General features: G+C 70.2%; 19 protein-coding genes and 1 pseudogene. 7 read left to right on the top strand and 13 right to left on the bottom strand.

From position 1 onward, the window contains the following. Positions 1 to 6 precede the first annotated feature (6 nt). Together FA743_RS05510 and FA743_RS05505 are read right to left on the bottom strand one after the other, a co-directional pair. A complete protein-coding gene (locus tag FA743_RS05510; RefSeq protein ID WP_136884875.1) occupies positions 7 to 3,102 on the bottom strand; it encodes an efflux RND transporter permease subunit in 3,096 nt (1,031 codons plus the stop codon). Beyond that, positions 3,099 to 4,202: an efflux RND transporter periplasmic adaptor subunit gene (locus tag FA743_RS05505; protein WP_169308777.1), complete on the bottom strand. Its 1,104-nt coding sequence runs from the start codon at positions 4,200 to 4,202 to the stop codon at positions 3,099 to 3,101. The genes FA743_RS05510 and FA743_RS05505 overlap by 4 nt, the downstream gene beginning before the upstream one ends. Before the next feature lie 181 nt (positions 4,203 to 4,383). Here FA743_RS05505 and FA743_RS05500 point away from each other — a divergent pair, with 181 nt between their 5' ends. Next, positions 4,384 to 5,181 carry an inositol monophosphatase family protein gene (locus tag FA743_RS05500; RefSeq protein WP_136884873.1) on the top strand — a complete coding sequence of 266 codons (798 nt, stop codon included), beginning with the start codon at positions 4,384 to 4,386 and terminating at the stop codon, positions 5,179 to 5,181. On the opposite strand, the gene FA743_RS05495 is transcribed toward FA743_RS05500, so the two are convergent. Continuing rightward, the gene (locus FA743_RS05495; protein ID WP_246054844.1) at positions 5,163 to 5,894 is read right to left on the bottom strand and encodes an FkbM family methyltransferase; all 732 of its coding nucleotides are present in this window, start codon (positions 5,892 to 5,894) and stop codon (positions 5,163 to 5,165) included. The genes FA743_RS05500 and FA743_RS05495 overlap by 19 nt on opposite strands. A 197-nt stretch (positions 5,895 to 6,091) precedes the next feature. Here FA743_RS05495 and ribA point away from each other — a divergent pair, with 197 nt between their 5' ends. From ribA to FA743_RS05470, 5 genes are read left to right on the top strand one after another with little or no spacing between them, the layout of a single operon-like run. Then, positions 6,092 to 7,219 carry a GTP cyclohydrolase II gene (gene ribA, locus FA743_RS05490; protein WP_136884872.1) on the top strand — a complete coding sequence of 376 codons (1,128 nt, stop codon included), beginning with the start codon at positions 6,092 to 6,094 and terminating at the stop codon, positions 7,217 to 7,219. Beyond that, positions 7,216 to 8,160 (top strand): zinc-dependent alcohol dehydrogenase, encoded by a 945-nt coding sequence (locus FA743_RS05485; RefSeq protein WP_136884871.1) that lies wholly within the window; start codon positions 7,216 to 7,218, stop codon positions 8,158 to 8,160. Before ribA ends, FA743_RS05485 begins: the two co-directional genes overlap by 4 nt. A gap of 17 nt (positions 8,161 to 8,177) precedes the next feature. Then, positions 8,178 to 8,573, top strand: a complete 396-nt coding sequence (locus tag FA743_RS05480) for a 6-pyruvoyl trahydropterin synthase family protein (RefSeq protein WP_136884870.1) — start codon at positions 8,178 to 8,180, stop codon at positions 8,571 to 8,573. Between the two features lie 2 nt (positions 8,574 to 8,575). Then, complete coding sequence (locus FA743_RS05475) at positions 8,576 to 9,349, top strand: class I SAM-dependent methyltransferase (RefSeq protein ID WP_136884869.1); 774 nt, start codon at positions 8,576 to 8,578, stop codon at positions 9,347 to 9,349. Positions 9,350 to 9,372: 23 nt separating this feature from the next. Further along, a complete protein-coding gene (locus FA743_RS05470) occupies positions 9,373 to 10,209 on the top strand; it encodes a RibD family protein (protein ID WP_136884868.1) in 837 nt (278 codons plus the stop codon). 10 nt (positions 10,210 to 10,219) lie between these two features. On the opposite strand, the gene FA743_RS05465 is transcribed toward FA743_RS05470, so the two are convergent. Both FA743_RS05465 and FA743_RS05460 read right to left on the bottom strand, forming a co-directional pair. Then, positions 10,220 to 11,368, bottom strand: a complete 1,149-nt coding sequence (locus tag FA743_RS05465; RefSeq protein ID WP_136884867.1) for a CaiB/BaiF CoA transferase family protein — start codon at positions 11,366 to 11,368, stop codon at positions 10,220 to 10,222. Beyond that, entirely contained in the window at positions 11,361 to 12,569 is a 1,209-nt protein-coding gene (locus FA743_RS05460; protein WP_136884866.1) for an acyl-CoA dehydrogenase, read from the bottom strand. Before FA743_RS05460 ends, FA743_RS05465 begins: the two co-directional genes overlap by 8 nt. A 106-nt stretch (positions 12,570 to 12,675) precedes the next feature. On the opposite strand from FA743_RS05460, the gene FA743_RS05455 reads away from it, so the two are divergent. Then, positions 12,676 to 13,566 carry a LysR substrate-binding domain-containing protein gene (locus FA743_RS05455; RefSeq protein WP_136884865.1) on the top strand — a complete coding sequence of 297 codons (891 nt, stop codon included), beginning with the start codon at positions 12,676 to 12,678 and terminating at the stop codon, positions 13,564 to 13,566. Between the two features lie 14 nt (positions 13,567 to 13,580). Here the strand turns inward: FA743_RS05455 and FA743_RS05450 are convergent, their stop codons facing one another. From FA743_RS05450 to FA743_RS05415, 8 genes and pseudogenes are all read right to left on the bottom strand, one after another. Then, entirely contained in the window at positions 13,581 to 14,039 is a 459-nt protein-coding gene (locus tag FA743_RS05450; protein WP_136884864.1) for a DUF2141 domain-containing protein, read from the bottom strand. Between the two features lie 5 nt (positions 14,040 to 14,044). Then, the gene (locus FA743_RS05445; RefSeq protein WP_136884863.1) at positions 14,045 to 14,368 is read right to left on the bottom strand and encodes a 2Fe-2S iron-sulfur cluster-binding protein; all 324 of its coding nucleotides are present in this window, start codon (positions 14,366 to 14,368) and stop codon (positions 14,045 to 14,047) included. Positions 14,369 to 14,504: 136 nt separating this feature from the next. Next, the gene (locus FA743_RS05440; RefSeq protein WP_246054854.1) at positions 14,505 to 15,908 is read right to left on the bottom strand and encodes a Do family serine endopeptidase; all 1,404 of its coding nucleotides are present in this window, start codon (positions 15,906 to 15,908) and stop codon (positions 14,505 to 14,507) included. A 723-nt stretch (positions 15,909 to 16,631) separates the two neighbouring features. Further along, positions 16,632 to 17,603 (bottom strand): annotated as a pseudogene (hflC, locus tag FA743_RS05435) (protease modulator HflC); the annotation flags it as partial. Continuing rightward, positions 17,603 to 18,928, bottom strand: coding sequence for an FtsH protease activity modulator HflK (hflK, locus tag FA743_RS05430; protein ID WP_136884861.1), 1,326 nt, complete (start codon positions 18,926 to 18,928; stop codon positions 17,603 to 17,605). The gene hflK and the pseudogene hflC, both read right to left, overlap by 1 nt. A 115-nt stretch (positions 18,929 to 19,043) precedes the next feature. Next, positions 19,044 to 20,435: a glutathione-disulfide reductase gene (gorA, locus tag FA743_RS05425; RefSeq protein WP_136884860.1), complete on the bottom strand. Its 1,392-nt coding sequence runs from the start codon at positions 20,433 to 20,435 to the stop codon at positions 19,044 to 19,046. A gap of 4 nt (positions 20,436 to 20,439) precedes the next feature. Continuing rightward, positions 20,440 to 21,195, bottom strand: coding sequence for a ribose-5-phosphate isomerase RpiA (rpiA, locus tag FA743_RS05420; RefSeq protein ID WP_136884859.1), 756 nt, complete (start codon positions 21,193 to 21,195; stop codon positions 20,440 to 20,442). Between the two features lie 145 nt (positions 21,196 to 21,340). Then, the gene (locus tag FA743_RS05415) at positions 21,341 to 22,453 is read right to left on the bottom strand and encodes a sensor histidine kinase (RefSeq protein ID WP_136884858.1); all 1,113 of its coding nucleotides are present in this window, start codon (positions 22,451 to 22,453) and stop codon (positions 21,341 to 21,343) included. Between the last annotated feature and the right edge of the window lie 30 nt (positions 22,454 to 22,483).

Here is a 22,483-nt window from a genome sequence, read left to right as displayed (position 1 = left end):
CCCTGCCTATTCGGCAGGCTGGGGCGCTGTGGGCTGCGGGCTTGCGGGTTGGGGATCGGGCGCATCGTCCCGCCGCCCGATCCGCTCGATCAGCACATATATGACCGGCGTCAGCAGCAGCGTCAGGATGAAGGCCAGCGACAGGCCGCCCACGATCACCGCCCCGATGGCGCGGCGGCTTTCGGCCCCGGCGCCCGAGGCCGTGGCCAGCGGCACCGCGCCCAGCACGGTGGCGATGGTGGTCATCAACACCGGGCGCAGCCGCGTCACCGCCCCTTCCCGCGCGGCCGAGACCAGATCGCGGCCCTCCTCGCGCAGCTGGTTGGCGAATTCCACGATCAGGATGCCGTTCTTGGCCATGATCCCGATCAAGAGGATCATCCCCACCTGCGAGAAGATGTTGACCGAGGCCCCGGTCAGCCACAGCGTCGCCACCGCCCCGGCCAGCCCCAAGGGCACGGTCAGCATGATGGTCAGCGGCGTGCGGAAGCTTTCGAACTGCGCGGCCAGCACCAGGAACACGATCATCAGCGCCATGCCGAAGACCGTGGCGACGCCGCCCTGGTTATCCTGATAATCGGCGGCCTGCCCGCGCCAGACCAGCAGGGCGCCGGCGGGCAGCTCGACCGCGGCGGCCTCGACCGTGGCGATGGCGCGGGCCAGATCGGTGCCCTCGACCAGATCGGCCTCGGTCTCGACCGAGATCAGGCGGTCATAGCGGTTGATCTCGGGCACCGTGGCGCCGGTCTGGATCTCGGCGAAGGCCGAGAGCGGGATCAGGTCGCCGCGCGTGTTGCGGATCATCACCGCCAGCATGTCCTGCACCGAATCGCGATCCTCGGCGGCGGCCTGCAGGATGACCGGATACTGCCGCCCGTCGCTGCTGTATTCGCCGACCGTGCGCGAGGCGAACAGCACCTGCAGGGTCTGGGCCACCGTCTCGCTGTCCAGCCCCAGATCCTGCGCGCGGGTGCGGTCGATGGAGAGCGAGGCGCCGGGCTGGTTGGCGGCATAGTCAACCTCGATCCCCGACAGCCCCGGCGCGTCGGCCAGACGCGCGGCCACATCCTCGGCCCACAGGGCGGCGCGTTCCAGATCGGGGCCGCCGATGGACCAACTGATGCTGCCGCTGCCGCCGCCCAGACCCAAGCCCCCCGAGGGCCGGATGGAACTGGACACTTCGGTCAGCGCCTCCAGTCGCGGGCGCAGGCCCGCGATCACCTCGTCCACGCCGACCTCGCGGTCGTCCCACGGCACCAGCGTCACGAAGATCAGCGAGCGGCGCGTGTCGCCCCAGATGCCCACGATCGAGGTCGCGTTGTCCACGACCCCCTCCGCGCGCAACTCGTCCAGCATCGCCTCGACCCGGCGGGTGGCGGCATCGGTATAGTCCAGGTTCGAGCCCTGCGGCGCATTCAGCACGATGCGGAAGCCGCCCCGGTCCTCGTCCGGGGTCAGCTGGCGCGGCAGCGCCTGATAGACCGACACGGCGCCCGCGACGGTGAAGACGGTCAGCGCCAGGATCGCCACCGGATGCGCGATCAGATGGCCCAGCACCCGGCCATAGCCGCGCTCCAGCCAGCCGATCACCCGGTTGACGCTGCGGGTCAGCAGGTTCGGGCGGTCCTCGCGCGGCATCACCCGCGCGGCCAGCACCGGCGACAGGGTCAGTGCGACAAAGCCCGACACGGCGACCGCGACGGCCATCACGATGCCGAATTCCGCAAACAGCTGGCCCAGCTCGCCCTCCATGAAGCTGACCGGCAAGAAGACGGCGATCAGCACCGCGGTGGTGGCGATGACGGCAAAGCTGACCTGGCCCGCGCCGCGCCGCGCCGCCTCGGCCCGGCTGGCGCCCATCGCGCGGTGGCGTTGGATGTTCTCCAGGACCACGATGGCATCGTCGACGACCAGGCCGATGGCCAGGATCAAGGCGAACAATGTCAGGATGTTGATCGAGAAACCCAGAAACAGCATCACCAGCAGCGAACCCAGAGCCGAGATGGGGATCGTCACCACCGGCACCAGCGACAGGCGCAGCGAGCCGAGGAACAGGAAGATCACGGCGGTGACCAGCACCACGGCCTCGGCAAAGACCTTGATCACCTGCGAGATCGAGCTTTCGATGAACACCGCCTCGTCGCTGGTGATGCGCATCTGCATGCCGTCGGGCAGGGTCGGGCGGATGCGGTCCAGCTCCTCGCGCACGGCGGTCGAGATGGCGACGGTGTTCGACTGCGCCTGCGGCTGCACGCCCAGGCCCAGGGCGATCACGCCATTGGCGCGATAGATGGTGTCGGTCTCCTCGGCGCCCTCCTCGATGCGGGCCACATCGGCCAGGCGCAGCGGGCGCCCGCCCTCGTCGCGCAGCACGACCTGGCCGAAGACGGCGGCGCTGGTGAAGCGCGTCTGCGCCAGCACCTGCAGCTGCCGGGCGCCGGTCTCGATCTGGCCCGCGGGCAGTTCGACATTGTTGGCTTCCAGCGCCGAGATGATGTCGCCGGTGGTGATGCCATAGGCGGCCATGCGCGACTGATCCAGCCAGATGCGCATCGACGGCGCGCGTTCCCCGAAGATCGAGGCATTGGCCACACCCGGCAGACGCGCCAGCCGGTCGGTGATGAAGCGGCTGGCATAGTCCGACAGTTCCAGCGAGGTCATGTTCGGGCTGGACATGCTGACGCGGATGACCGGATCGCCCTCGTCGTCGTTCTTTTCGACGCGCGGCGTGCCGGCGCCATCCGGCAGGTCGTTCAGCACCCGGTCCACGGCGGCGCGCACGTCATTGGCGGCGGCATCGATGTCGCGCGAGGTGTCGAAGGTCAGCCGGGTGCGCATGCCGCCCCGGTCGGAATTGGTCTGCATGGCGGTGACGCCGCTGACGCCCGCAAGGCTGCCCTCGATCACGTTGGCCAGCTGGTTGTCGACGACATCGGGGGCGGCGCCGGTATAGTCGACGCGCACCGTCACCTCGGCCGCCTCGACCGAGGGCAGCTCGCGCACCGGCAGGCGGGTGACGGCGACGGCGCCGATCAGCACGATCAGCAGGTTCATCACCGTGGCGAAGACCGGGCGGCGCAGGGCGAAATCGGGAAGGCTCATCCGCCCGTCCCCGGCTGTGCGACGGCGGTGCGGTCGGTGCGGGGCGTGGCCTCGACGGCGGTGCCGGGCTCGACCCGGTGCAGGTTCGACACGATGATCTGGGTGCCGACCTCGATGCCGCCCAGCACCTCGATCAGCCCGTCGGCCTGCTGGCCCACCTCGATCTCGGCCCAGGCCGCCTGCCCGTCCTGCAGGACCAGCACCCGGTGCACGGGGCCCTCGACGCTGATCGAGGCTTCGGGAATGGCGGGGCGGTCGCCCTGATCCAGGACCAGCTCGACCTGCAGGAACATGCCGCCCGTCAGCGCGCGGTCGGGATTGGGCATTTCGGCGCGCAGCGCGATGGACCGGGTGGCCGCGTCGACCCGCGTGTCGATCAGGCTGAGCCGGGCCTGGAACACCCGGTCGGGCCAGGCCGAGGAGCGCAGCAGGACCTCCTGCTCCTCGGCCAGCCTCGGCAGCAACTGTTCGGGCACGGCGAAATCGACCTCGATCACGTCCAGATCGTCCAGCGAGGCGATGGGCGTGCCGCTGTCCAGCATCTGCCCCTCGACCAGGTCGGTCAGCCCGATCACGCCCGAGAAGGGCGCGCGCAGGCGGCGGTCGTCCAGCTGGACCTGCGCGCGGTCCCGCTCGGCCTCGGCGCGCAGCAGGGCGGCGCGGGCAGTCTGGAAGGCGGCGTCCGAGGCGTTGCCGGTGCGGTTCAGCTGTTCCTGGCGGTCGAAGGCGGCCTGGGCCTCGGCCAGCGTCGCCTCGGCGGCGGCCAGATCGGCCTGTTGGGCGCGGTCGTCCAATTCCAGCAGGACGGCGCCCTGTTCGACGCGGGCGCCGGGACGAAATCCGATGCGGGTGATGCGGCCGCTGGCCTCGGGCATCAGGTCCACCGCCCGGCGGGCGCGGGCGGTGCCCACGGCGCGGACGCTGTCGACGAATCGCTCCAGCCGCACCGGCACCGTCTCGACCGGGACCGGCGCGCGGTCGCCGTCGCTGCTGCGGATCTGCGCGTCGGGGGCGGCCAGAAGCCGGTCGGACAGGGTCAGACCCAGCACACCGGCGCCGATGATGACGATGGCCCCGATGACCGCCTTGAGAAAGCGCATGGTCGAAGACCTCCGGTCAGATGGCGGAAATCGACCCGCACGGGCTTGCCGAATTCCATGGCTGCGGGCAGATTGCCCGATCGGGCGCGGGCCGCAACTGATAATCCCGTGTGGCCCGTCCCTTGCGGCCCCAGTGCCGCGCTGTCGGGCACCTTTGCCCGGCCTGTCGAAAGGACCGCCCATGAGCACGCAAGACGATCTGACCTTGGCCATTGCCGCCGCCCGAGAGGCCGGAGAGGGGCTGCGCGCCGCATGGGCCGACCGGGGCACGCTCAGGATCGACGCCAAGCGGCAGGGCGACTTCGTGTCGCAGGCCGATCTGGCGGCCGAGGCGCTGCTGCGCGACCGGCTGCTGGGCGCGCGCGCCTCGGACGGCTGGCTGGGCGAGGAGACCGAGGCCCGCCCCGGCGCGCGGCGCTGGATCGTCGATCCGCTGGACGGCACCACGAATTTCCTGCGCGGCATCGCGCATTGGGCGGTGTCCATCGCTTTGGAGGAGGACGGGCGGCTGGTGCTGGGCGTCGTCCACGATCCCCTGAAGGACGAGACCTTCAGCGCCCGGATCGACGGCGGGCTGCATCTGAACGGCATGCCCCTGACCCCTGCCCCGCCGCCGGGCTTTGATGCGGCTCTGTACGGCACCGGCCTGCCCTTCGGCGACATGCCCCATATCGACGATCACGCAGGCGACCTGACCCGGATCCTGCCGCAATCGGCGGGGGTGCGGCGGATGGGGGCTGCGGCGCTGGATCTGGCCTATGTCGCGGCGGGGCGGCTGGACGGGTTCTGGGAACGCCGCCTGCGCCCCTGGGACATCGCGGCGGGCCTTGTGCTGCTGCGCGAGGCGGGTGCCCGCGTCGAGGGCTGGACCCCGTCCGAGCGCCCCGAGGACAGCGGCACCGTCATCGCGGCCAGCCCGGCGCTGTTCGACGCCTTTGCCGCCGCCCTGCGCAGGCCCGATCAGGTCAGCCGCGCGTAAAGATCGCCCGACCCGCCTTGAGCTTCCAGCCCGCGCAGCCAGTCCCGCGCGGCCTCCGGGCCCCGCCAGTCCGCCCAGAGGAACTGCCCCTCCTCGCCCGCGACCGGGTTGAAGCTGTAGCGGCCCAGCCCCTCCAGCCGGTCGATCACCGCCAGCGTGCGGTCGATGAAGGCGGGCAGGTATTCGACCGACAGAAGCGGCAGCGGCTGGCCCAGACCCGCCAGCACGTCCAGCTCGAACCCCTCGACGTCGATCTTGACGAAATCGGGCAGGCCGTGATCGGCGATCAGCCGGTCCATGGTGGTCACCTGCACCTGCTGGCTGCTGTCCCACCGCACATGGCCGAAGCCCGGCTTGTCTGCGGCCTCGCCGGTGAAGCTGGTGCTGAGCGAGGACACGGTCGGATGCAGCGAGGAGACCGACATCCGTGCTACCGTCTCGGACGGGCCCACGGCCTTTTCCACTAGGATGATGTCGCGCGGCAGGCTGCGGCGCAGGAAGCCCGCGAAGGGCTGCTGCGGCTCGCAGGCCACCACGCGCGCACCGGCCGCCCGCATCGCCCGCGCCCGGCTGCCGACATGGGCGCCGATGTCGAAGGCCAGCGCGCCGGGCGGCAGAAGCCCCGCATAGAAGGCACGCAGCTGCCTGCGCCGGGTTGGATTGTAATAGATGGCCAGCGACCGGATCAGCCCCAAGGTGGCGCGCAGCTGCATGGGGAAACCTCCGTTGAACCCGAGCGCGAGAGTATGGCATGCCGAGACGCGGCGTCCAGACGCCAACGACGCGGCCACGGGACCTTTGAAATCATTGCGACATCGTGCCACGGCCTTGCAACCTTTCAGGAACTGTTACGTGAATGCCAACGTTGGAACATTTGCAAAAGTCCAGTTTGTGGGCCGAAGGTTGACCTATGAAAGCATTTCCGCCCGCCTCTCCCATGACCGCCTTGGGCGGGGATCCACTGGCCCTTCGCTTGTCGGAACGCGTGGCCCGGATGGTCTCGGACCTGCGGCTTGGCCTGCCGGTCGTGCTGACCGGCGCCGATGGTCCCGCGATGGTCTATCCCGTCGAAACGCTGTCCTCCGAACGCTTTGCCGAGCGTGGTGACGACTGCCAGCTGGTCGTGACCGCGCGCCGCGCCGAGGCCCTGCGCCATCGCCCGCACGAGGGCGAGGTCGCGCTTCTGGCCGTGCCCTCGGGCGCGCGTCTGGACTGGATCCAGGCGCTGGCCGATCCCTCGCGCGGGATGCCTCCCTCGGGCGCGCTGCCGCAGGCGACGCAGCGGGCGCCGGGCGTGCTGCACCGCGCCGCGATCCGGCTGGTCAAGGCGGCCGAGCTGCTGCCCGCAGCGCTCGTCGCCACCGGCGCCGATGTGATCGCCACGGCGTTGCGCCATGACCTGTGCATCCTGCCCGCCGCCGATGCGCTGACTCAGCTGCAACTGCCCCGCGATCCGCGCCCGGTCTCGAATGCCCGCGTGCCGATGCTGGCGGCGCGCAACGGGCGCCTCCATGTCTTCCGTGCCCCCGATGGCGGGGCCGAGCATTACGTGGTCGAGGTCGGGCAACCCGACCGCACCCGCCCCGTCCTTGTCCGCCTGCACTCCGCCTGCTTCACCGGCGATGTGCTGGGATCGCTGAAATGCGATTGCGGCCCGCAATTGCAGGCCGCCTTGGCCGCGATGGAGGCCGAGGGCGCGGGCGTTCTTCTGTACCTGAATCAGGAGGGGCGCGGCATCGGGCTGGCCAACAAGATGCGCGCTTACAGCCTGCAGGATCAGGGGCTGGACACGGTCGAGGCGAACCACCGCTTGGGCTTCGAGGATGACGAGCGCGATTTCCGCACCGGCGCCGCCCTGCTGCGGCAGATGGGCATCGGCCAGGTCCGGCTGATGACCAACAACCCCGCCAAGATCGCCCGGCTGGCCGACGAGGGCATCGACGTCGCCGAACGCGTGCCGCTGAAGATCGGGCGCGGCCCCGACAACACCCGCTATCTGGACACCAAGGCCCGCAAGTCCGGGCATCTGCTCGCATGAGCGCCCCTGCCCTGTGGTGCACCGGGCCGGGCGAGGTCCAGACCCGCACCGGCGCGATGGGCGAGGGCGTTCATGTCCGCACGCTGTTCTCCGGCATCAGCCGGGGGACCGAGCGGCTGGTCCTGTCGGGCCGCGTGCCCGCCAGCGAATATGACCGCATGCGCGCGCCCTATCAGGAAGGGGATTTCCCCTTCCCGGTGAAATACGGCTATGCCGCCGTGGGCCTGGTCACCGAGGGCGGGCTGCAGGGGCGGCATGTCTTCGCGCTGCACCCCCACCAGACCGAATTCCGCCTGCCCGAGGCGGCGCTGACCCCGTTGCCGCAGACGCTGGCGCCCGAACGGGCTGTCCTGGCCTCAAACATGGAAACCGCGCTGACCATCCTGTGGGACAGCGGCGCGGGCGCAGGCGACCGGATCGCCGTGATCGGCGGCGGGCTGGTGGGCCTGCTGGTCGCCAGCCTAGCCGCCCGCCTGCCAGGCGCAGATGTCACCGTCGTCGATCCTCAGGCCGGCCGCGCCCCGCTGGCGCAGGCCTTGGGCTGCGCCTATGTGACCCCCGAGGATGCGCCCGGCGATCAGGACGTCGTCATCCACACCAGCGCGACCGAGGCCGGGCTGACCCTGGCCCTGTCGCTGGCCGGGCCGCAAGCCCAGATCACCGAGGCCAGCTGGCATGGCGCGGCGCAGATCGCGTTGCCCCTGGGCGGGGCCTTCCACAGCCGCCGCTTGAAGATCGTCAGCTCCCAGGTGGGCACCATCCCGCCCGACCGGGCGCCCCGCTGGACCTATCGCCGCCGCCTGACGGTGGCGCTGGACCTGCTGGCGGACGACCGGCTGGACGCACTGATCTCGGGCGAGACCGATTTTGCCGACCTGCCCGCCGCCTATCCCGGCATCCTCGCCGATCCCGGCACGCTGTGCCATCGTATCCGTTACTGACCTTATCAGGAGTCCCCATGTTCGCCGTCGAAGTCCGAGACCACATCATGATCGCCCATTCCTTCCCCTCGCCCACCTTCGGGCCCGCGCAGGGGATGCACGGCGCGACCTTCACGGTCGACGCCGCCTTCTTTGCCGAAGAAATGGACCATGAAAGCCTGGTCGTCGATATCGGTCTGGCCACCGAGGCGCTGGCCGCGACGCTGGCGCCGCTGCGCTACAAGAACCTCGACGAGATCCCTGAATTCGCCGGGAAAATGACCACCACCGAATTCCTGTGCAAGCATATCTTCGACCAGATGGCCGGCAAGGTCCGCGCGGGCGATCTGAAGGATGGCGGGCGCGTGAAGAAGCTGCGCATCCTCCTGCACGAAAGCCACATGGCCCGCGCCTGGTTCGAGGGGGACCTCTAGTCATGGGCTTTTCCGCCGACTGGCTGGCGCTGCGCGAACCTGCCGACATCGCCGCCCGCGATGCCGGGCTGCTGGCGGGGGCCGTCGCGGCGGCGGGGGCGGATCCGGTGATCCTGGATCTGGGTTGCGGCACGGGCTCGACCCTGCGCACGCTGGCCCCACATCTGCCCGCCCATGCGCACTGGCATCTGGTGGACAACGACCCCGCTTTGCTGGAGCGTGCCGCGACCGAGGCGCCGGGCCGGGCCGAGACCCATGCGCTGGACCTGCGCGATCTGGACGCCCTGCCTCTGGAGGGGGTGACGCTGGTCACGGCCTCGGCGCTCTTGGACCTGATGCCCGCCCCCTGGATCGAGGCGCTGGCTGCACGCCTGGCCAAGGCCGGCCTGCCCTTCTATGGCGCGCTGTCCTATGACGGGGTGATGACCTGGGATCCGGCCTTGCCCGAGGACGCCCAGATCACCCGCGCCTTCAACGACCACCAGCGCGGCGACAAGGGCCTGGGCCCTGCGCTTGGCCCCGATGCCGCCACCCGCGCCGCCGCGATCTTCGCCGCCGCGGGCTTTCGCGTGACCGAGGGCGACAGCCCCTGGCGCCTGGATGCCGAGACCGCCCCTCTGCAGCGCGCGCTGCTGGAGGGGATCGCAGGCGCCGCCGCCGAAACGGGCGCGTCAGGTGCCGCCGCATGGGGCGACCGCCGCGCCGCCGCCGCCGAGGACAGCCTTTGCGCGATCGGCCATCGCGATCTGCTGGCCCTGCCCGCAGCCCGGCCCTGAGCGGACCAGAGAGGAGAGGAGCCATGCAGGTCGTCGACGTCACCCCCCGGGTCTGGGACCGCATCCTGTCGGTCCGGGACGGCATGGCCTGCGCCTGCTGCGGGCGCTTCTCGCCCGGTGAACGCGCCGCGCTGGACCTCTACGGTCCCGTGGCGCGGCGCGATCTGGGGGCGGTGACGCTGGCGCAGATCGGGCAGTCGCTGGACGGGCGCGTGGCCACCGCCTCGGGCGATGCGCGCGATGTGTCGGGCCCCGAGGGGCTGGCGCATCTGCACCGGCTGCGCGCGCTGGTCGAGGGCGTGGTGATCGGCGTCAGGACGGCGCTGCACGACCAGCCGCGCCTGACGGTGCGGCTGTGCAGCGGCGCCAACCCCGCGCGCATCGTCATCGACCCGCGCGGACGCCTTCCCGACGACGCGCTGGTGCTGGCGGCGGACGGCGCGCGCCGCATCGTGGTGACCGGCACCGACCGCCCCCGCGCCCCGGGCATCGAGATCCTGCGCCTGCCCGCCCCCGATGGACGGCTGGACCCCGCGCAGATCCTGGAGGGCCTGCGCGGCATGGGGCTGGGATCGCTGCTGATCGAGGGCGGCGGGCTGACCATCACCGGCTTCCTCGAGGCCGGGCTCTTGGACCGGCTGCAAGTCTCGGTCGCGCCGCTGATCATCGGGGCGGGGCCACAGGGCCTGACCAGCCTGTCCCCCGTGGAGCGGCTGAAGGACGCGCTGCGCCCCCAGATGCGGGTCTTCGGCATGGGCACCGACATCGTCTTCGACTGCGCGCTCGGGGACCGGGCCAGCCACGCCACGCTGCCGCTGCATGATGCGGCGCCGCTGGCACAGGTCACCGCCGCGAACTAGGGCCGCGATCTCAGGCCGGATCGAAGGACCAGCGCCCTTCGCCCAAGGCGGGGGCGGCGCCGTCGGCCACGGTCGGGCTGCGCGACAGGGTGATCGGCGTGCGCAGCCCCGCGATCCCCTCGGGCGCCACGACCATGTTCCGCGCCTCTGCCTGCGGATCGGACAGCGCCTCTGACACCCGGTTGATCGGCCCCGCCGGCACCCCCGCCTGCGTCAGCGCCGCGATCAGGTCACCGCGACTGCGCCGGGCGAAGGCCTGGGCCAGGGTGGCGCAGAGCGCCTCGCGCCCCGCCACGCGCAGGGCATTGGTGGCCAGCGCGGGGTCCTGCGCCAGATCGGGCAGGTCCAGCGCCAGGCACAGCGACCGGAACTGGCGGTCATTGCCGCAGGCGACGATCAGATGCCCGTCCGACGCCGGAAAGACCTGATAGGGCACGATATTGGGATGGGCATTGCCAAGCCGCGCGGGCTCGACCCCGCCCAGGAGGTGATTGGCCGCCTGATTGGCCAAGACGCCAAGGGCGCAGTCGAACAGCGCCAGATCGACCTGCTGCCCCTGCCCGGACCGCGCCCGTTCCGCCAAAGCGGCCTGGATGCCGATCACGCCGTAGAGCCCGGTGAAGATGTCGATCCAGGCCACGCCGACCTTCTGCGGCTCGCCCGCCGGATCGCCGGTCAGTTCCATGATGCCGCCCATGCCTTGGATCAGGAAGTCATAGCCCGGCTGGCGGGCGCGCGGCCCGGTCTGCCCGAAGCCCGTGACCGAGGCATAGACCAGCCCCGGATTGCGCGCCGAGACGCTGGCATAATCCAGCCCGAACCGCGCCAGCCCACCCTGCTTGAAGTTCTCGATCACCACGTCGGCACCGTCGATCAGGTCTCGCAGCCGCGCCAGATCGCCCGCATCGTTGAAGTCGCAGGTCACGCTGGTCTTGCCGCGATTGGTGGCATGGAAATAGGCCGCGACCGTTTCCATCGTGCCATCCGCCCGGGGGCGGGTGATGAAGGGCGGCCCCCACCGGCGGGTGTCGTCGCCCTCGGGCGCCTCCACCTTGATGACCCGGGCGCCCAGATCGGCCAGGGTCTGGCCGATCCAGGGACCGGCCAGGATGCGGGCCAGCTCGACGACCTTGAGGCCCGCCAGAGGTCCCTCAGCCAAAGGCCGCCAGCCCGGTCTGCGCCCGACCCAGGATCAGGGCATGGACGTCATGCGTGCCCTCGTAGGTGTTCACGGTCTCCAGGTTCTGCGAATGGCGCATCACGTGGTACTCGATCTGGATGCCGTTGCCGCCATGCATGTCGCGGGCCATCCGGGCGATGTCCAGCGCCTTGCCGCAATTGTTGCGCTTGATCATCGAGATCATCTCGGGCGCGAAGCGGCCCTGATCCATCAGCCGACCCACGCGCAGGGACGCCTGCAGGCCCAAGGCGATCTCCGTCTGCATGTCGGCCAGCTTCTTCTGGTACAGCTGCGTGGCGGCCAGCGGACGGTTGAACTGCTTGCGGTCCATGCCATAGCGATGCGCGCGGAACCAGCAATCCTCGGCCGCCCCCATCACGCCCCAGCTGATGCCGTAGCGCGCGCGGTTGAGGCAGCCGAAGGGCCCGCTCATGCCGCTGACATTGGGCAGCAGGGCGTCCTCGCCGACCTCGACATCCTCCATCACGATCTCGCCGGTGATCGAGGCGCGCAAGCTCAGCTTGCCGCCGATCTTGGGTGCCGACAGGCCCTTCATGCCCTTTTCCAGGACAAAGCCCCGGATCTTGCCGCCATGCGCGTCCGACTTGGCCCAGATCACGAAGACATCCGCGATCGGGCTGTTCGAGATCCACATCTTGGCGCCGTTCAGCACATAGCCGCCCTCGGTCTTGACGGCGCGGGTCTTCATGCCGGCGGGGTCGGACCCGGCATCGGGCTCGGTCAGGCCGAAGCAGCCGATCCATTCGCCCGAGGCCAGCTTGGGCAGGTACTTCATCCGCTGTTCTTCCGACCCGTAGGCATGGATCGGGAACATCACCAGAGAGCTTTGCACCGACATCATGCTGCGATAGCCGCTGTCGATCCGCTCGACCTCGCGCGCCACCAGGCCGTAGGCGACGTAGGACGCGCCCACCCCGCCATATTCCTCGGGGATGGTGACGCCCAGCAACCCGCTGGCGCCCATCTCGCGGAAGATCTCGGGGTCGGTGTGCTCGTTCAGATAGGCGTCCTGCACGCGCGGCGCCAGCTTGTCGGCGGCGAAGGAGGCGGCGGTCTCGCGGATCATCCGCTCGTCCTCTTCCAGCTGGTCGTCCAGCAGGAACGGATCCTGCCACGCGAACGCGGTGCCCTTGTGGTCGACGGTGGTCTTGTCCAGCATGATGGCGCCTTCCTGCATCAGGTGACTGTTCAAGACAGGTTACCCGATCCGGCGCCGCACGAAAAACCCTATTTCCTCATGCGATCATGCATTCTATGAATGATCCATGCGCCAACGCCGCTTCCTGCCCTCGCTGTCCCAGCTGATCGCCTTCGAGGCGGTGATGCGCCACGCCTCGGTCACGGCGGCGGCGGACGAGCTGCACCTGACGCAGAGCACCGTCAGCCGGCTGGTCGCCTCGCTGGAGCGGCAGCTGGGCAAGCCGCTGTTCACCCGCGACCGCAAGCGCCTGACCCCCACGGCCGAGGCGGCGGTCTATGCGGCCTCCGTCACGCAGGGGCTGGACACGATCCAGCGCGCCAGCATGGGGCTGATCGCCAATCCGGGCGGGGGCGTGCTGTCGCTGTCGGTCCTGCCGACCTTTGCCACGCGCTGGCTGGCGCCGCGCATCGGGCAGTTCCTGTCGGCCAATCCGGGCATCTCGATCAACCTCTCGACCAAGATCCAGCGCTTCAGCTTTGCCAGCGAAGCCTTTGACGCGGTGATCTATTTCGGCCTACCCGACTGGCCGGACGCGCAGCATGTCAAGCTGTTCGACGAACGGCTGACCGCCTGCGCCTCGCCCGATTTCCTGGCCCGGCACCCGGTCGCGGGACCCGCCGACATGGCCGGCCTGCCGATGCTGCAGCTGGAGACGCGCCCCTCGGGCTGGCCGGCCTGGTTCGCGGCGCAGGGCGGGGCGGGTGTTCCGGTGTCGGGGATGGTGATGGACCAGTTCTCGATGATGATCCAGGCGGCGATCTCGGGTCTGGGGGTGGCGCTGCTGCCCAGCTATCTGGCCCGGCCCGAGATCGACGAGGGGCGGCTGGTCCCGATCCTGCGCCCCGCCGTCCCGGGCGAGGGCGCCTATTGGCTGGCCTGGCCCGACCGGCGGCAGGGCGACCCGGCCTTCACCCGCTTCCGCGCCTGGATCGAGGCGCAGGTCGCGCAAGAGTGACGGTGGAAGCGCCGTCAGCGCAACGTGATCTGCAGCCCCATCGGGTCCGGCCCCAGATCGAAGGCACTTTCATCGAAGCGCGGCGCCCGCAGGCGCGGCGCGGCATTGCCCGAGACGCCCCAGCCCTCGGTCGGGATCCCCAGGAAATTCACGCCCAACTGCCCGTCAGCGTCCGCATCATGCAGGGCGGCCACGGCATAGCGGCCCGGCGCCAGACCCGAGAAGACGCAGCGCGCCTGCCCGTCGCGCGGCGGCACCCGGTCGGCGGCCAGCGGCGTACCTTGGGGAAAGCCGCCCGGATCGCGGTGCAGGCTGCAGGCCACCACACCCAGATCGCTCGGAACGCCGGTGACCAGCACCTCCAGCCGGTCGGCCCGGGCGGGCGCCGCCCCGGCCATCAGCAAAGCGGCAGAGGCCGCAAGCCCCGACCACCCGCAACTAGGCCCGGTCAGAAGGCCAAGGCGCCGACCCATGCCGATCAGATCTGGCGCTCGGGCATCTGCACGACCAGTCCGTCCAGCGCCTCGGTCACCTTGATCTGGCAGGTCAGCCGCGAGCGTTCCGGATCGGGCTGGTAGGCAAAGTCCAGCATGTCGTCTTCCATCGGATCGCGCGGGGTCAGCTTCTCGACCCAGGCCGGATCGACATAGACGTGGCAGGTCGAACAGGCGCAGGCGCCGCCGCAATCGGCGTCGATGCCGGGAATGCCGTTGTCGCGGGCGCCCTCCATGACCGTCATGCCGGGGCGGACCTCGACCTCGTGCCGGGTGCCGTTATGTTCGATATAGGTAATCTTCGCCATGTCGCTCGTTCCCTAAAATGCCCGGCGCGAAAGGCCGGTCCGTGATGTCCCGCCGCAGTTAGGCGATCGGGGACGGATTGAAAAGGGGCAGCCCGAAGGCCGCCCCGTCATGCTTATCCTGTCAGGATGCGCGGCCTTATTCGGCCTCGCCTTCGCCCTCGTCCGCGCCTTCGTCCTCTGCCGACAGCGGCAGCGCGACGAACAGCGGGTCGCCGCCCCGGCGGATCAGCATCAGCACCGACTGGCGCCCCGCCTCGCGGGCCTCGGTGATGCGGTCCCGCAGATCCGAGACCGACGCCACGGCCTGCTGGTTCACATCGGTGATGATGTCGCCGGGCGACAGGCCCTTGTCCGCGGCCGGCCCCTCGGGATCGACATCCGTGATGACCAGCCCCCGCGCATTGGGGGCAGCGCCCAGTTCGGCCGCCATCTCGGGGGTCATCACGGTGACGGACATGCCCAGAAGATCGGTCTCGGCCGGTTCCTCGGCACTGGCGGGCGCGGCCTCGCCCTCGGCGGTCTCGCGGCGACCCAGGGTCACGTCCAGCACCTGCTCGTCGCCGTCACGCATCACCACGATCTGCACCGTCTCGCCGGCGGGCGCCTCGGCCACGCGGCGCACCAGGCCGCGCGTGTCCTCGACCTCGGTCCCGTCGAACTGGGTGATCACGTCGCCGGTCTGCAGCCCCGCGTCGCGGGCCGGCCCTTCCGGCACGTCGGTGATCATCGCGCCGGCCGAGGCCTGCAGGCCCATCGCCTCGGCCATCTCGGGCGTCAGATCCTGGATCATCACGCCCAGCCAGCCGCGCCGCGTCTCGCCGAACTCCTGCAGCTGCGAGACGACCTGCGACACCACGTTCGAGGCCATCGAGAAACCGATGCCGATCGAGCCGCCATTGGGCGACAGGATCGCGGTGTTCACGCCGACCACCTCGCCATCCAGATTGAACAGCGGACCGCCGGAATTGCCCCGGTTGATGGCCGCATCGGTCTGCAGGTAATCGTCATAGGATCCCGACAATTCGCGGTTGCGGGCCGAGACGATGCCCGAGCTGGCCGAGAAGCCCTGGCCGAGCGGGTTGCCAAGCGCCAGCACCCAATCGCCCACGCGGGCCTCGTCGCTGTCGCCGAAGGTCACGAAGGGGATCGGATCCTCGCTTTCCACCTTCAGCAGCGCCACGTCGGTATTGGGATCGGTGCCCACCACCTCGGCGGGCAGGCGTTCGCCGGCATAGAACTCGACCTCGATCTGGTCGGCGCCCTCGATGACGTGGTTGTTCGTGACGATATAGCCATCCGCCGAGATCACGAAGCCCGAGCCGAGCGCGTTCGAGCGGCGCGGCGTCGGGCCGCCTTCGGGGCCGCCGGGCATTCCGGGCATGCCGAACTCGCGGAAAAGGTCGGAAAAGGGGCTGCCCTCGGGAATACCCGGACCACCGAAGCCGGGGCCGCCGGTGGGCTGCGACACGACCGAGGTGGTGGTGATGTTCACCACGGCGGGCGAGACCTGTTCGGCAAGATCGGCGAAGCTGCCGGGCATGACCTGCGCGGTCTCCGCCTGACCCGCATCGGCCCCCAGGGGGCGATTGGCCTCAGCGGCGTCCTGCGCCTGTTCGCTGACCTCGGGGGGCAGATCGGTGTTGGCGGGGTCGACGGCCTGCTGGGCGCTTGCGGACCCAAGCCCCACCGCCAGCGCCAGCGCCGATGCGGTCAGGAAATGGCCTTGGAAAAGCGGTTTCATGCTGGATGTCCTCATCTCTCGAGGGCAGCGGCAGGGCAAGGCGCCCTTGGCTGCCTGATGGCTATGAACGCTATCTGGGGTGTCGTTGCAAATAAACCACGCTCTCGGATCGTGAACAGATCGTGATTTTCATTGCAGTCCGCGATCAGGGGGCGGGCGGGGGTGACCCCGCCCACCGCGATCTCAGTTCGCCGGAGCCGGCTGAGGGGCGGCCTCGGCGGGGGCATCGGCAGCCGGTGCATCGGCAGCGGGGGCCTCGGCGGCGGGCGCCTCGGTCGCCGGAGCCTCGGTCGCCGACGCCTCGGGTTGCGCCGTGTCCGCGGCAGGGGCATCCGCAGCGGGGGCCTCGGTCGCCGGCGTTTCGGCCTGCGGAGCGCCCTGCACATCGGCCTCGGGCGAGACGATCTCGGCCGGCTGCTGCGGCGGGGTGGCCAGGCTCTCGGGAACCGGCGTCAGCCGAACGCCCGAGGTTTCGCCCAAGGGGTTGCCCTCGCGGTCGGTGACCTCGGGCGTGACCAGACCTTCCTCGTCCTCGATCGTCGTCGGCTCGGGCGTGTCGAACTGCGCCGCCGAGGTGCCTGCCGGCACCGGGGTCGAGGCCGGATTGGCATCTTCCCCGCCATCGCTGGACAGATAGGTGAAGAACTCGCTGTCGGGCTGCATCACGAACGAGCTGTTATTGCCGCTGAGCGAGCGCTGATACGAGGTCAGTGAGCGGGTGAAGGCGAAGAATTCGGGATCGCGGCCATAGGCATCGGCATAGATCGCGTTTCTCTGCGCATCGGCCTCGCCTCGGACGATCTCGCCCCGGCGCCCGGCTTCGGACGTCAGTTCGACCATGGTCCGGTCGGCGGCGGCACGGATCCGCTGCGCGGCCTCGTTGCCGCGCGCGATCTCGTCGGCGGCCTCGCGTTCACGCTCGGCGCGCATCCGGCCATAGGTGGCGGCCAGGTTCTGCTCGGGCAGGTCGGTGCGGGTCAGGCGGATGTCGATGATCTCGATCCCCAGCCCCCCCGAATTGCCGCGCGCCTCGTCGCGGATCTGGTTCATCAGCGTCGTCCGGTCGTCCGACAGCACGGCGGTCGAGGGCACCGTGCCCAGAACCTCGCGGATCGAGTTCCGCACGATCGGCTCAAGGCGCATCTGCGCGCCCTGCTCTCCCGCCACGCCCACGGCCTGACGGAAGCGGACCGGATCGGTGATCCGCCAGCGCGCGAAGGCGTCGACCACCAGGCGGCGGTCGTCCAGCGGCGTGACTTCCAGCGGGCTGGTGGGCATGCCCAGGATCCGCCCGTCATATTTCACGACATTGTCCACGAAGGGCAGCTTGAAGCCCAGGCCCGGCGTCTCGTGCACGTCGACGACGCGACCGATCCGCAGGACCAGCGCCTTTTCACGCTCGTCGACGATGAAGATGGACGAGGCGGCCACGACGGCCACCAGGATCAGGGCCGGAATGGCCAGGGTGGTCAGCAGCTTGGTCCGTGCGGCCATCAGTTCGTCCCTCCGGTGGCGGTGGTTGCGGGGGTGCTGGTCGTGCCCGGCGTCGTGGTCGAGGTGGTGCCCGGCGCCGTGTTCAGGATGCCCGTCGTGGCGTTGCGCACGCTGCCCGCGTCATCCGACGAGGTCTGGCTGCTGCGCAGCTGGTCCAGCGGCAGATAGGGCACGACGCCCGATCCGCCTTCGCCGCCCGCGACGCCCTCGCCGATGATGATCTTGTTCACGTCGGCAAAGACCTGCTCCATCGTCTCCAGATACATCCGGCGACGGGTCACTTCGGGGGCGTTCACGTATTCTTCGTAGATCGAGTTGAAGCGCGCGGCCTCACCCGCGGCGGTGTTGACCGCCTCGGCGCGATAGCCCTCGGCCTGCTCCAGCACCTGCGCCGCGTTACCGCGGGCCTGCGCCAGCACGCGGTTGGCATAGGCATCGGCCTCGTTCTCCAGGCGGTCGCGCTCCTGCTGCGCGGCCTGGACCGAGCGGAAGGCGTCGATCACCTCTTCGGGCGGGTCGGCGCGGTCCAGGTTGACCCGGACGACGTTGATGCCCGACTGATAGGCGTCCAGCGTCGACTGGACCGAGGTCTGCAGGTCGGCGGCGATGGCGCCCCGGTCGCGGTTCAGAATGGGGGCCAGCTCGGTCCGGGCGATGATGTCGCGCATGGCGCTTTCGGCCACGGCGCGCATCGTGTCGGCGGGATCGGCCAGGTTGAACAGATAGGCCTGCGGATCGCGGATGTTCCAGACGACCTGGTATTCCATGTCGACGATGTTCTGGTCGCGGGTCAGCATCAGCCCGCTGTCCATCTCGCCGCCCTGGCCGGTGCCGATCTCGGTCACGCGCTCGTTCGTCACCGGGACGACCTCGGCGGTCACGATGGGCCAGGGGGCGAAATTCAGGCCCTCGGTCCCGACATCCACGGCGCGGCCGAACAGGAACTCGACCGATTGCTCGTTCGTCTGCACCCGGTAGAAGCTGGCGAAGGCCCACAGGCCCACCGCGACCAGACCGACCACGGCCAGGGTCGAGCGGTTCAGCCCGAAATTCGGCCCCATCGGGCTGCGTCCGCCGCCATTGCCGCCGCCGGTGCCGCCCCCGCCGCCGCGGCCACCCATCAGAACGCGCAGGCGTTCCTGGCCCTTCTTCATCAGATCCTCGATCTCGGGACGCTGAGGCTCGCCCCCCGGTCCCGGACGGCGCGGGCCGCCCTGCGGCGGCTGCTCGCCCCAGGGACGACCTGCGGGCTTCTTGTCACGATCCCCGTCATCCCGACCGCCGTTTCCGCCGCCGCCTCCGCCCCAGGGGCCCTGATTTGCCATCCGTTAGACCTTCTTTCGCTGGTATTTCCGTGGTTTAAAATTGGGGCCCCGAGGCCCGAAATGCAAGCCTGCGCCCGGCCTCTGGCCGCGACCTGGGGCCGCGCCCACGCGATTGTCAGGCCGTCCTCGGCCCCGACAGCGCCTCCAGCCGGCGCGAGGGGGTGCGCATGGTCACCAGCTCCTCGGCGGCGGTGGGGTGGACGGCGATGGTGGCGTCGAACTGCGCCTTGGTCGCGCCCATGCCGATCGGGATCGCGGCCAGCTGGATCATCTCGCCCGCCTCGGGACCGAAGATGTGGCAGCCCAGCACCTTGTCCGTGTCGGGATCGACCAAAAGCTTCATCATCACCTTGGCATCGCTGCCCGCGAACATCGAGCGCATGGGCCGGAAGACCGTCGAATAGACATCGACCGCGCCCCGGGCATGGGCCTCTTCCTCGGTCAGACCGACCGTGGCCAGCTCGTGGGGGCGCAGATAGACGGCGCTGGCCACGACCGAATGATCGACCTTGCGGGGCCGGGTGCCGAACACCGTGTCGACGAAGCTGTGCCCCTCGCGGATCGCCACCGGGGTCAGGTTCACGCGGTCGGTCACGTCGCCCACCGCGAAGATCGAGGGCACGCAGGTCTGCGACCAGTCGTCCACCTCGATCGCGCCGTTGAGCTTCAGCCGCACCTCGGTCGTCTCCAGCCCCAGCCCCTTGGTATAGGGATCGCGTCCGGTCGCCATCAGCACGGCGTCGAAGACCTCGTCGCTGCCATCGTCAAAACGGGCGCGGATCCCCGCCCCGTCTTGCGTGAACTCGGTCGGCGTCAGGCCGAGGCGCAGATCGACGCCTACATCGCTCAGCTGCAGGGTGGCCAGGTCGCGCGCCTCGCGGTCGAAGCCGCGCAGCACCGCATCGCCCCGATAGGCTTGCACCGTGTCGACGCCCAGACCCGCCAGGATGGTGGCGAATTCGCAGGCGATGAAGCCGCCGCCGACCAGCAGCACCCTTTTGGGCAAGGTCTCCATCAGGAACAGGTCGTCCGAGACCATCGCCAGCTCTTCGCCGGGAATGCCGATGAGCGCGGGGCGACCGCCGGTGGCGATCAGGATGTGGCGGGCGGATTTGCGGGTGCCGTCGGCCAGGAGGACCTCGTGATGGCCCGAAAGCGTCGCGCGCTGGTCATGGACCTCCACCCCCGCCCGGCTGAGGCCGGCGCGATAGATCAGCTCCAGCCGGGTCAGCTCGGCATCCAGCTTTTCGCGGAACACCTCCCAGCTGAAGGTGCCGGCCTGCGCGTCGCACCAGCCATAGCCGCGCATCTCCTCGGCCATCAGCCCGGCCTGCGAGGCAAAGATCATCAGCTTCTTGGGCACGCAGCCCCGGATGACGCAGGTGCCGCCCATGCGGCTTTCCTCGGCCAGCCCCACCTTGGCGCCATATTCGGACGCGGCAATCCGCGCGGCGCGCACGCCGCCCGAGCCGCCGCCGATGACGAACAGATCATAATCGAAGCTCACGGTCTCAGTCTCCTTCATGGGCCAGCATGTCGGCGTCGATATCGGCATCGCGGGCCAGTTCGACCACGCTGCCATCCTCGCGCCCGATGATGGCCAGATCACACATGCCCAGGAACAACCCGTGCTCCACGATGCCCGGAATGCCCTGCAGGGCGCGCGACAGGGCGGCGGGGTCGGGGATCTCGCCCAGATGCAGATCCAGGATGAAGTTTCCCTCGTCGGTCACCAGCGCATCGCTGCCTGCCAGGCGCTGCAGCACGTCGCGCTCGCCCAGATCCAGCCCATCGAGCGCGCGGCGGATCAGCTTGCGCGTCGTCTCGAAGCCGAATTGCAGGACCTCGACGGGCAGCGGAAAGGCCCCGAGCGTCTCGACCACCTTGCCGGGATCGGCGATCACCACCATGCGGTCGCTGGCGGCGGCCACGATCTTTTCGCGCAGATGCGCCGCGCCGCCGCCCTTGATCAGGTGCAGCTGCGGATCGACCTCGTCGGCGCCGTCGATGGTCATGTCCAGCCAGCCGATCGCATCCAGGCTTTCGACCGTCAGGCCCAGGCTTTCGGCCAGCCCGGCCGTGGCCTTCGAGGTCGCCGCGCAGCGCAGCGTCAGCCCCTCGGCGGCCACGCGGGCGGCCAGTTCGCGCACCATCACGCTGGCGGTCGAGCCGGTGCCCAGACCCAGCCTCATCCCGTCCTGGACCAGCGCCACCGCCGCCCGTGCGGCGGCCAGCTTGGCCGGATCGATCTGCGACGCTTGCGACATGACGACATTCCTTCACCGATACCCATCGCGCTTATAGGCCAAGCGCCGCCGGAGGGCGAGAGGCAGCAAGCCCCTGCCCCGCCCCTCCGTCCCCCTTTCGGCCTGAAAACCCCGCCGCACCGCCCGGGCGGCGCATGGCCAGCCCTCAGCCGCGCGACAGACCCTCGGGCAGGATCACGGTGAAGCGGCTGCCCTCGCCAAGCCGGCTCTCGATCCGCAGGCGGCCCCGGTGGCGGTTCACGATGTGCTTGACGATGGCCAGCCCCAGCCCGGTGCCGCCCTGGCTGCGGGCGCGGTGGGTGTCGACCCGGTAGAAGCGTTCGGTCAGCCGGGGCAGATGCTGTTCCTCGATCCCCTCGCCGCGATCCTCGACGACCACCACCCAGGCCGGACCGCGCAGCAGCGGCTCGTGAGCGATGCGCGACAGCGTGACGCGCAGGCTGCCGCCCGAGGCGCCGTATTTCAGCGCGTTCTCGATCAGGTTCTGGAACACCTGCGTCAGCTGGTCGCCGTCGCCCGGCAGGCGGACAGGCTGATCCAGCCCCTCGGTGGTCACCGTCACCCCCGCGGCCTCGGCGCGCGGGGTCAGCGTCGCCAGCACGCCGCGCAGCAGCCCGGGCAGATCGACCCGGCCCGAGGGGCGGCGCCGTTCCTCGGCCTGCACGCGGCTCAGCGTCAGCAGTTCGGTGATCAGCCGGTTCATCCGCCCCGCCTCGCGCTCCATGATGTCCAGAAAGCGGTCGCGGGCGCGGGCGTCGTTGCGGGCGGGGCCGCGCAGCGTCTCGATGAAGCCGGTCATGGCGGTCAGCGGGGTCTTCAGCTCGTGGCTGACATTGGCGACGAAATCGCGCCGCATCTGCTCGGCCTCCTCGGCGACCGAGCGGTCGATGACCGCGATCGTGGCGCCGCGACCGAAGGGTGCCGGCAGGGGCGCGATGGTGACTTCGGCCAGGATGTCGCGCCCGTCGGCGGCGCAGGCGGCGCGCAGGACCGCCACCCCCTCGGGCGGGGTGGGCAGGTCCGGGTCGGGCGGAGGGGCGGGGAAGACGGCCGGGTCCAGCACCCAGTCCAGCGCCTGCAGGATCGCGGGATGGCGCAGCACGGTCACGAAGGGCCGGCCCGGCAGGGCCGCGCCCAGAAGCCCCCCGGCCAGCGCATTGGCCGCGATCACCCGGGCCGTGTGGTCCACGGCCAGCATCGGCACGGGCACCCCGTCCAGGAACCCCGCCAGACGACGCAGGCTGATGGGCGGCGCCATGCGCTCAAGCCCCCACGCGGCGGCGAGGCG

It is taken from the genome of Paracoccus gahaiensis, from assembly GCF_005048225.1.
GTDB lineage: Bacteria > Pseudomonadota > Alphaproteobacteria > Rhodobacterales > Rhodobacteraceae > Paracoccus > Paracoccus gahaiensis.
This window is presented reverse-complemented; position numbering and strand designations above follow the sequence as displayed.

Bases quoted from the DNA above. Each gene is read 5' to 3' on its own strand.
- FA743_RS05495 (WP_246054844.1), bottom strand. From the start codon at position 5,894: ATGCAGCTGCGCGCCACCTTGGGGCTGATCCGGTCGCTGGCCATCTAT.
- FA743_RS05440 (WP_246054854.1), bottom strand. From the start codon at position 15,908: ATGCCCGGCAGCTTCGCCGATCTTGCCGAACAGGTCTCGCCCGCCGTG.
- FA743_RS05485 (WP_136884871.1), top strand. From the start codon at position 7,216: ATGAGCGCCCCTGCCCTGTGGTGCACCGGGCCGGGCGAGGTCCAGACC.
- FA743_RS05480 (WP_136884870.1), top strand. From the start codon at position 8,178: ATGTTCGCCGTCGAAGTCCGAGACCACATCATGATCGCCCATTCCTTC.
- FA743_RS05455 (WP_136884865.1), top strand. From the start codon at position 12,676: ATGCGCCAACGCCGCTTCCTGCCCTCGCTGTCCCAGCTGATCGCCTTC.
- FA743_RS05415 (WP_136884858.1), bottom strand. From the start codon at position 22,453: ATGGCGCCGCCCATCAGCCTGCGTCGTCTGGCGGGGTTCCTGGACGGG.
- FA743_RS05445 (WP_136884863.1), bottom strand. From the start codon at position 14,368: ATGGCGAAGATTACCTATATCGAACATAACGGCACCCGGCACGAGGTC.
- hflK (WP_136884861.1), bottom strand. From the start codon at position 18,928: ATGGCAAATCAGGGCCCCTGGGGCGGAGGCGGCGGCGGAAACGGCGGT.
- FA743_RS05460 (WP_136884866.1), bottom strand. From the start codon at position 12,569: ATGCTGGACAAGACCACCGTCGACCACAAGGGCACCGCGTTCGCGTGG.
- FA743_RS05500 (WP_136884873.1), top strand. From the start codon at position 4,384: ATGAGCACGCAAGACGATCTGACCTTGGCCATTGCCGCCGCCCGAGAG.
- FA743_RS05450 (WP_136884864.1), bottom strand. From the start codon at position 14,039: ATGGGTCGGCGCCTTGGCCTTCTGACCGGGCCTAGTTGCGGGTGGTCG.
- ribA (WP_136884872.1), top strand. From the start codon at position 6,092: ATGAAAGCATTTCCGCCCGCCTCTCCCATGACCGCCTTGGGCGGGGAT.
- rpiA (WP_136884859.1), bottom strand. From the start codon at position 21,195: ATGTCGCAAGCGTCGCAGATCGATCCGGCCAAGCTGGCCGCCGCACGG.
- FA743_RS05470 (WP_136884868.1), top strand. From the start codon at position 9,373: ATGCAGGTCGTCGACGTCACCCCCCGGGTCTGGGACCGCATCCTGTCG.
- FA743_RS05510 (WP_136884875.1), bottom strand. From the start codon at position 3,102: ATGAGCCTTCCCGATTTCGCCCTGCGCCGCCCGGTCTTCGCCACGGTG.
- FA743_RS05505 (WP_169308777.1), bottom strand. From the start codon at position 4,202: ATGCGCTTTCTCAAGGCGGTCATCGGGGCCATCGTCATCATCGGCGCC.
- FA743_RS05475 (WP_136884869.1), top strand. From the start codon at position 8,576: ATGGGCTTTTCCGCCGACTGGCTGGCGCTGCGCGAACCTGCCGACATC.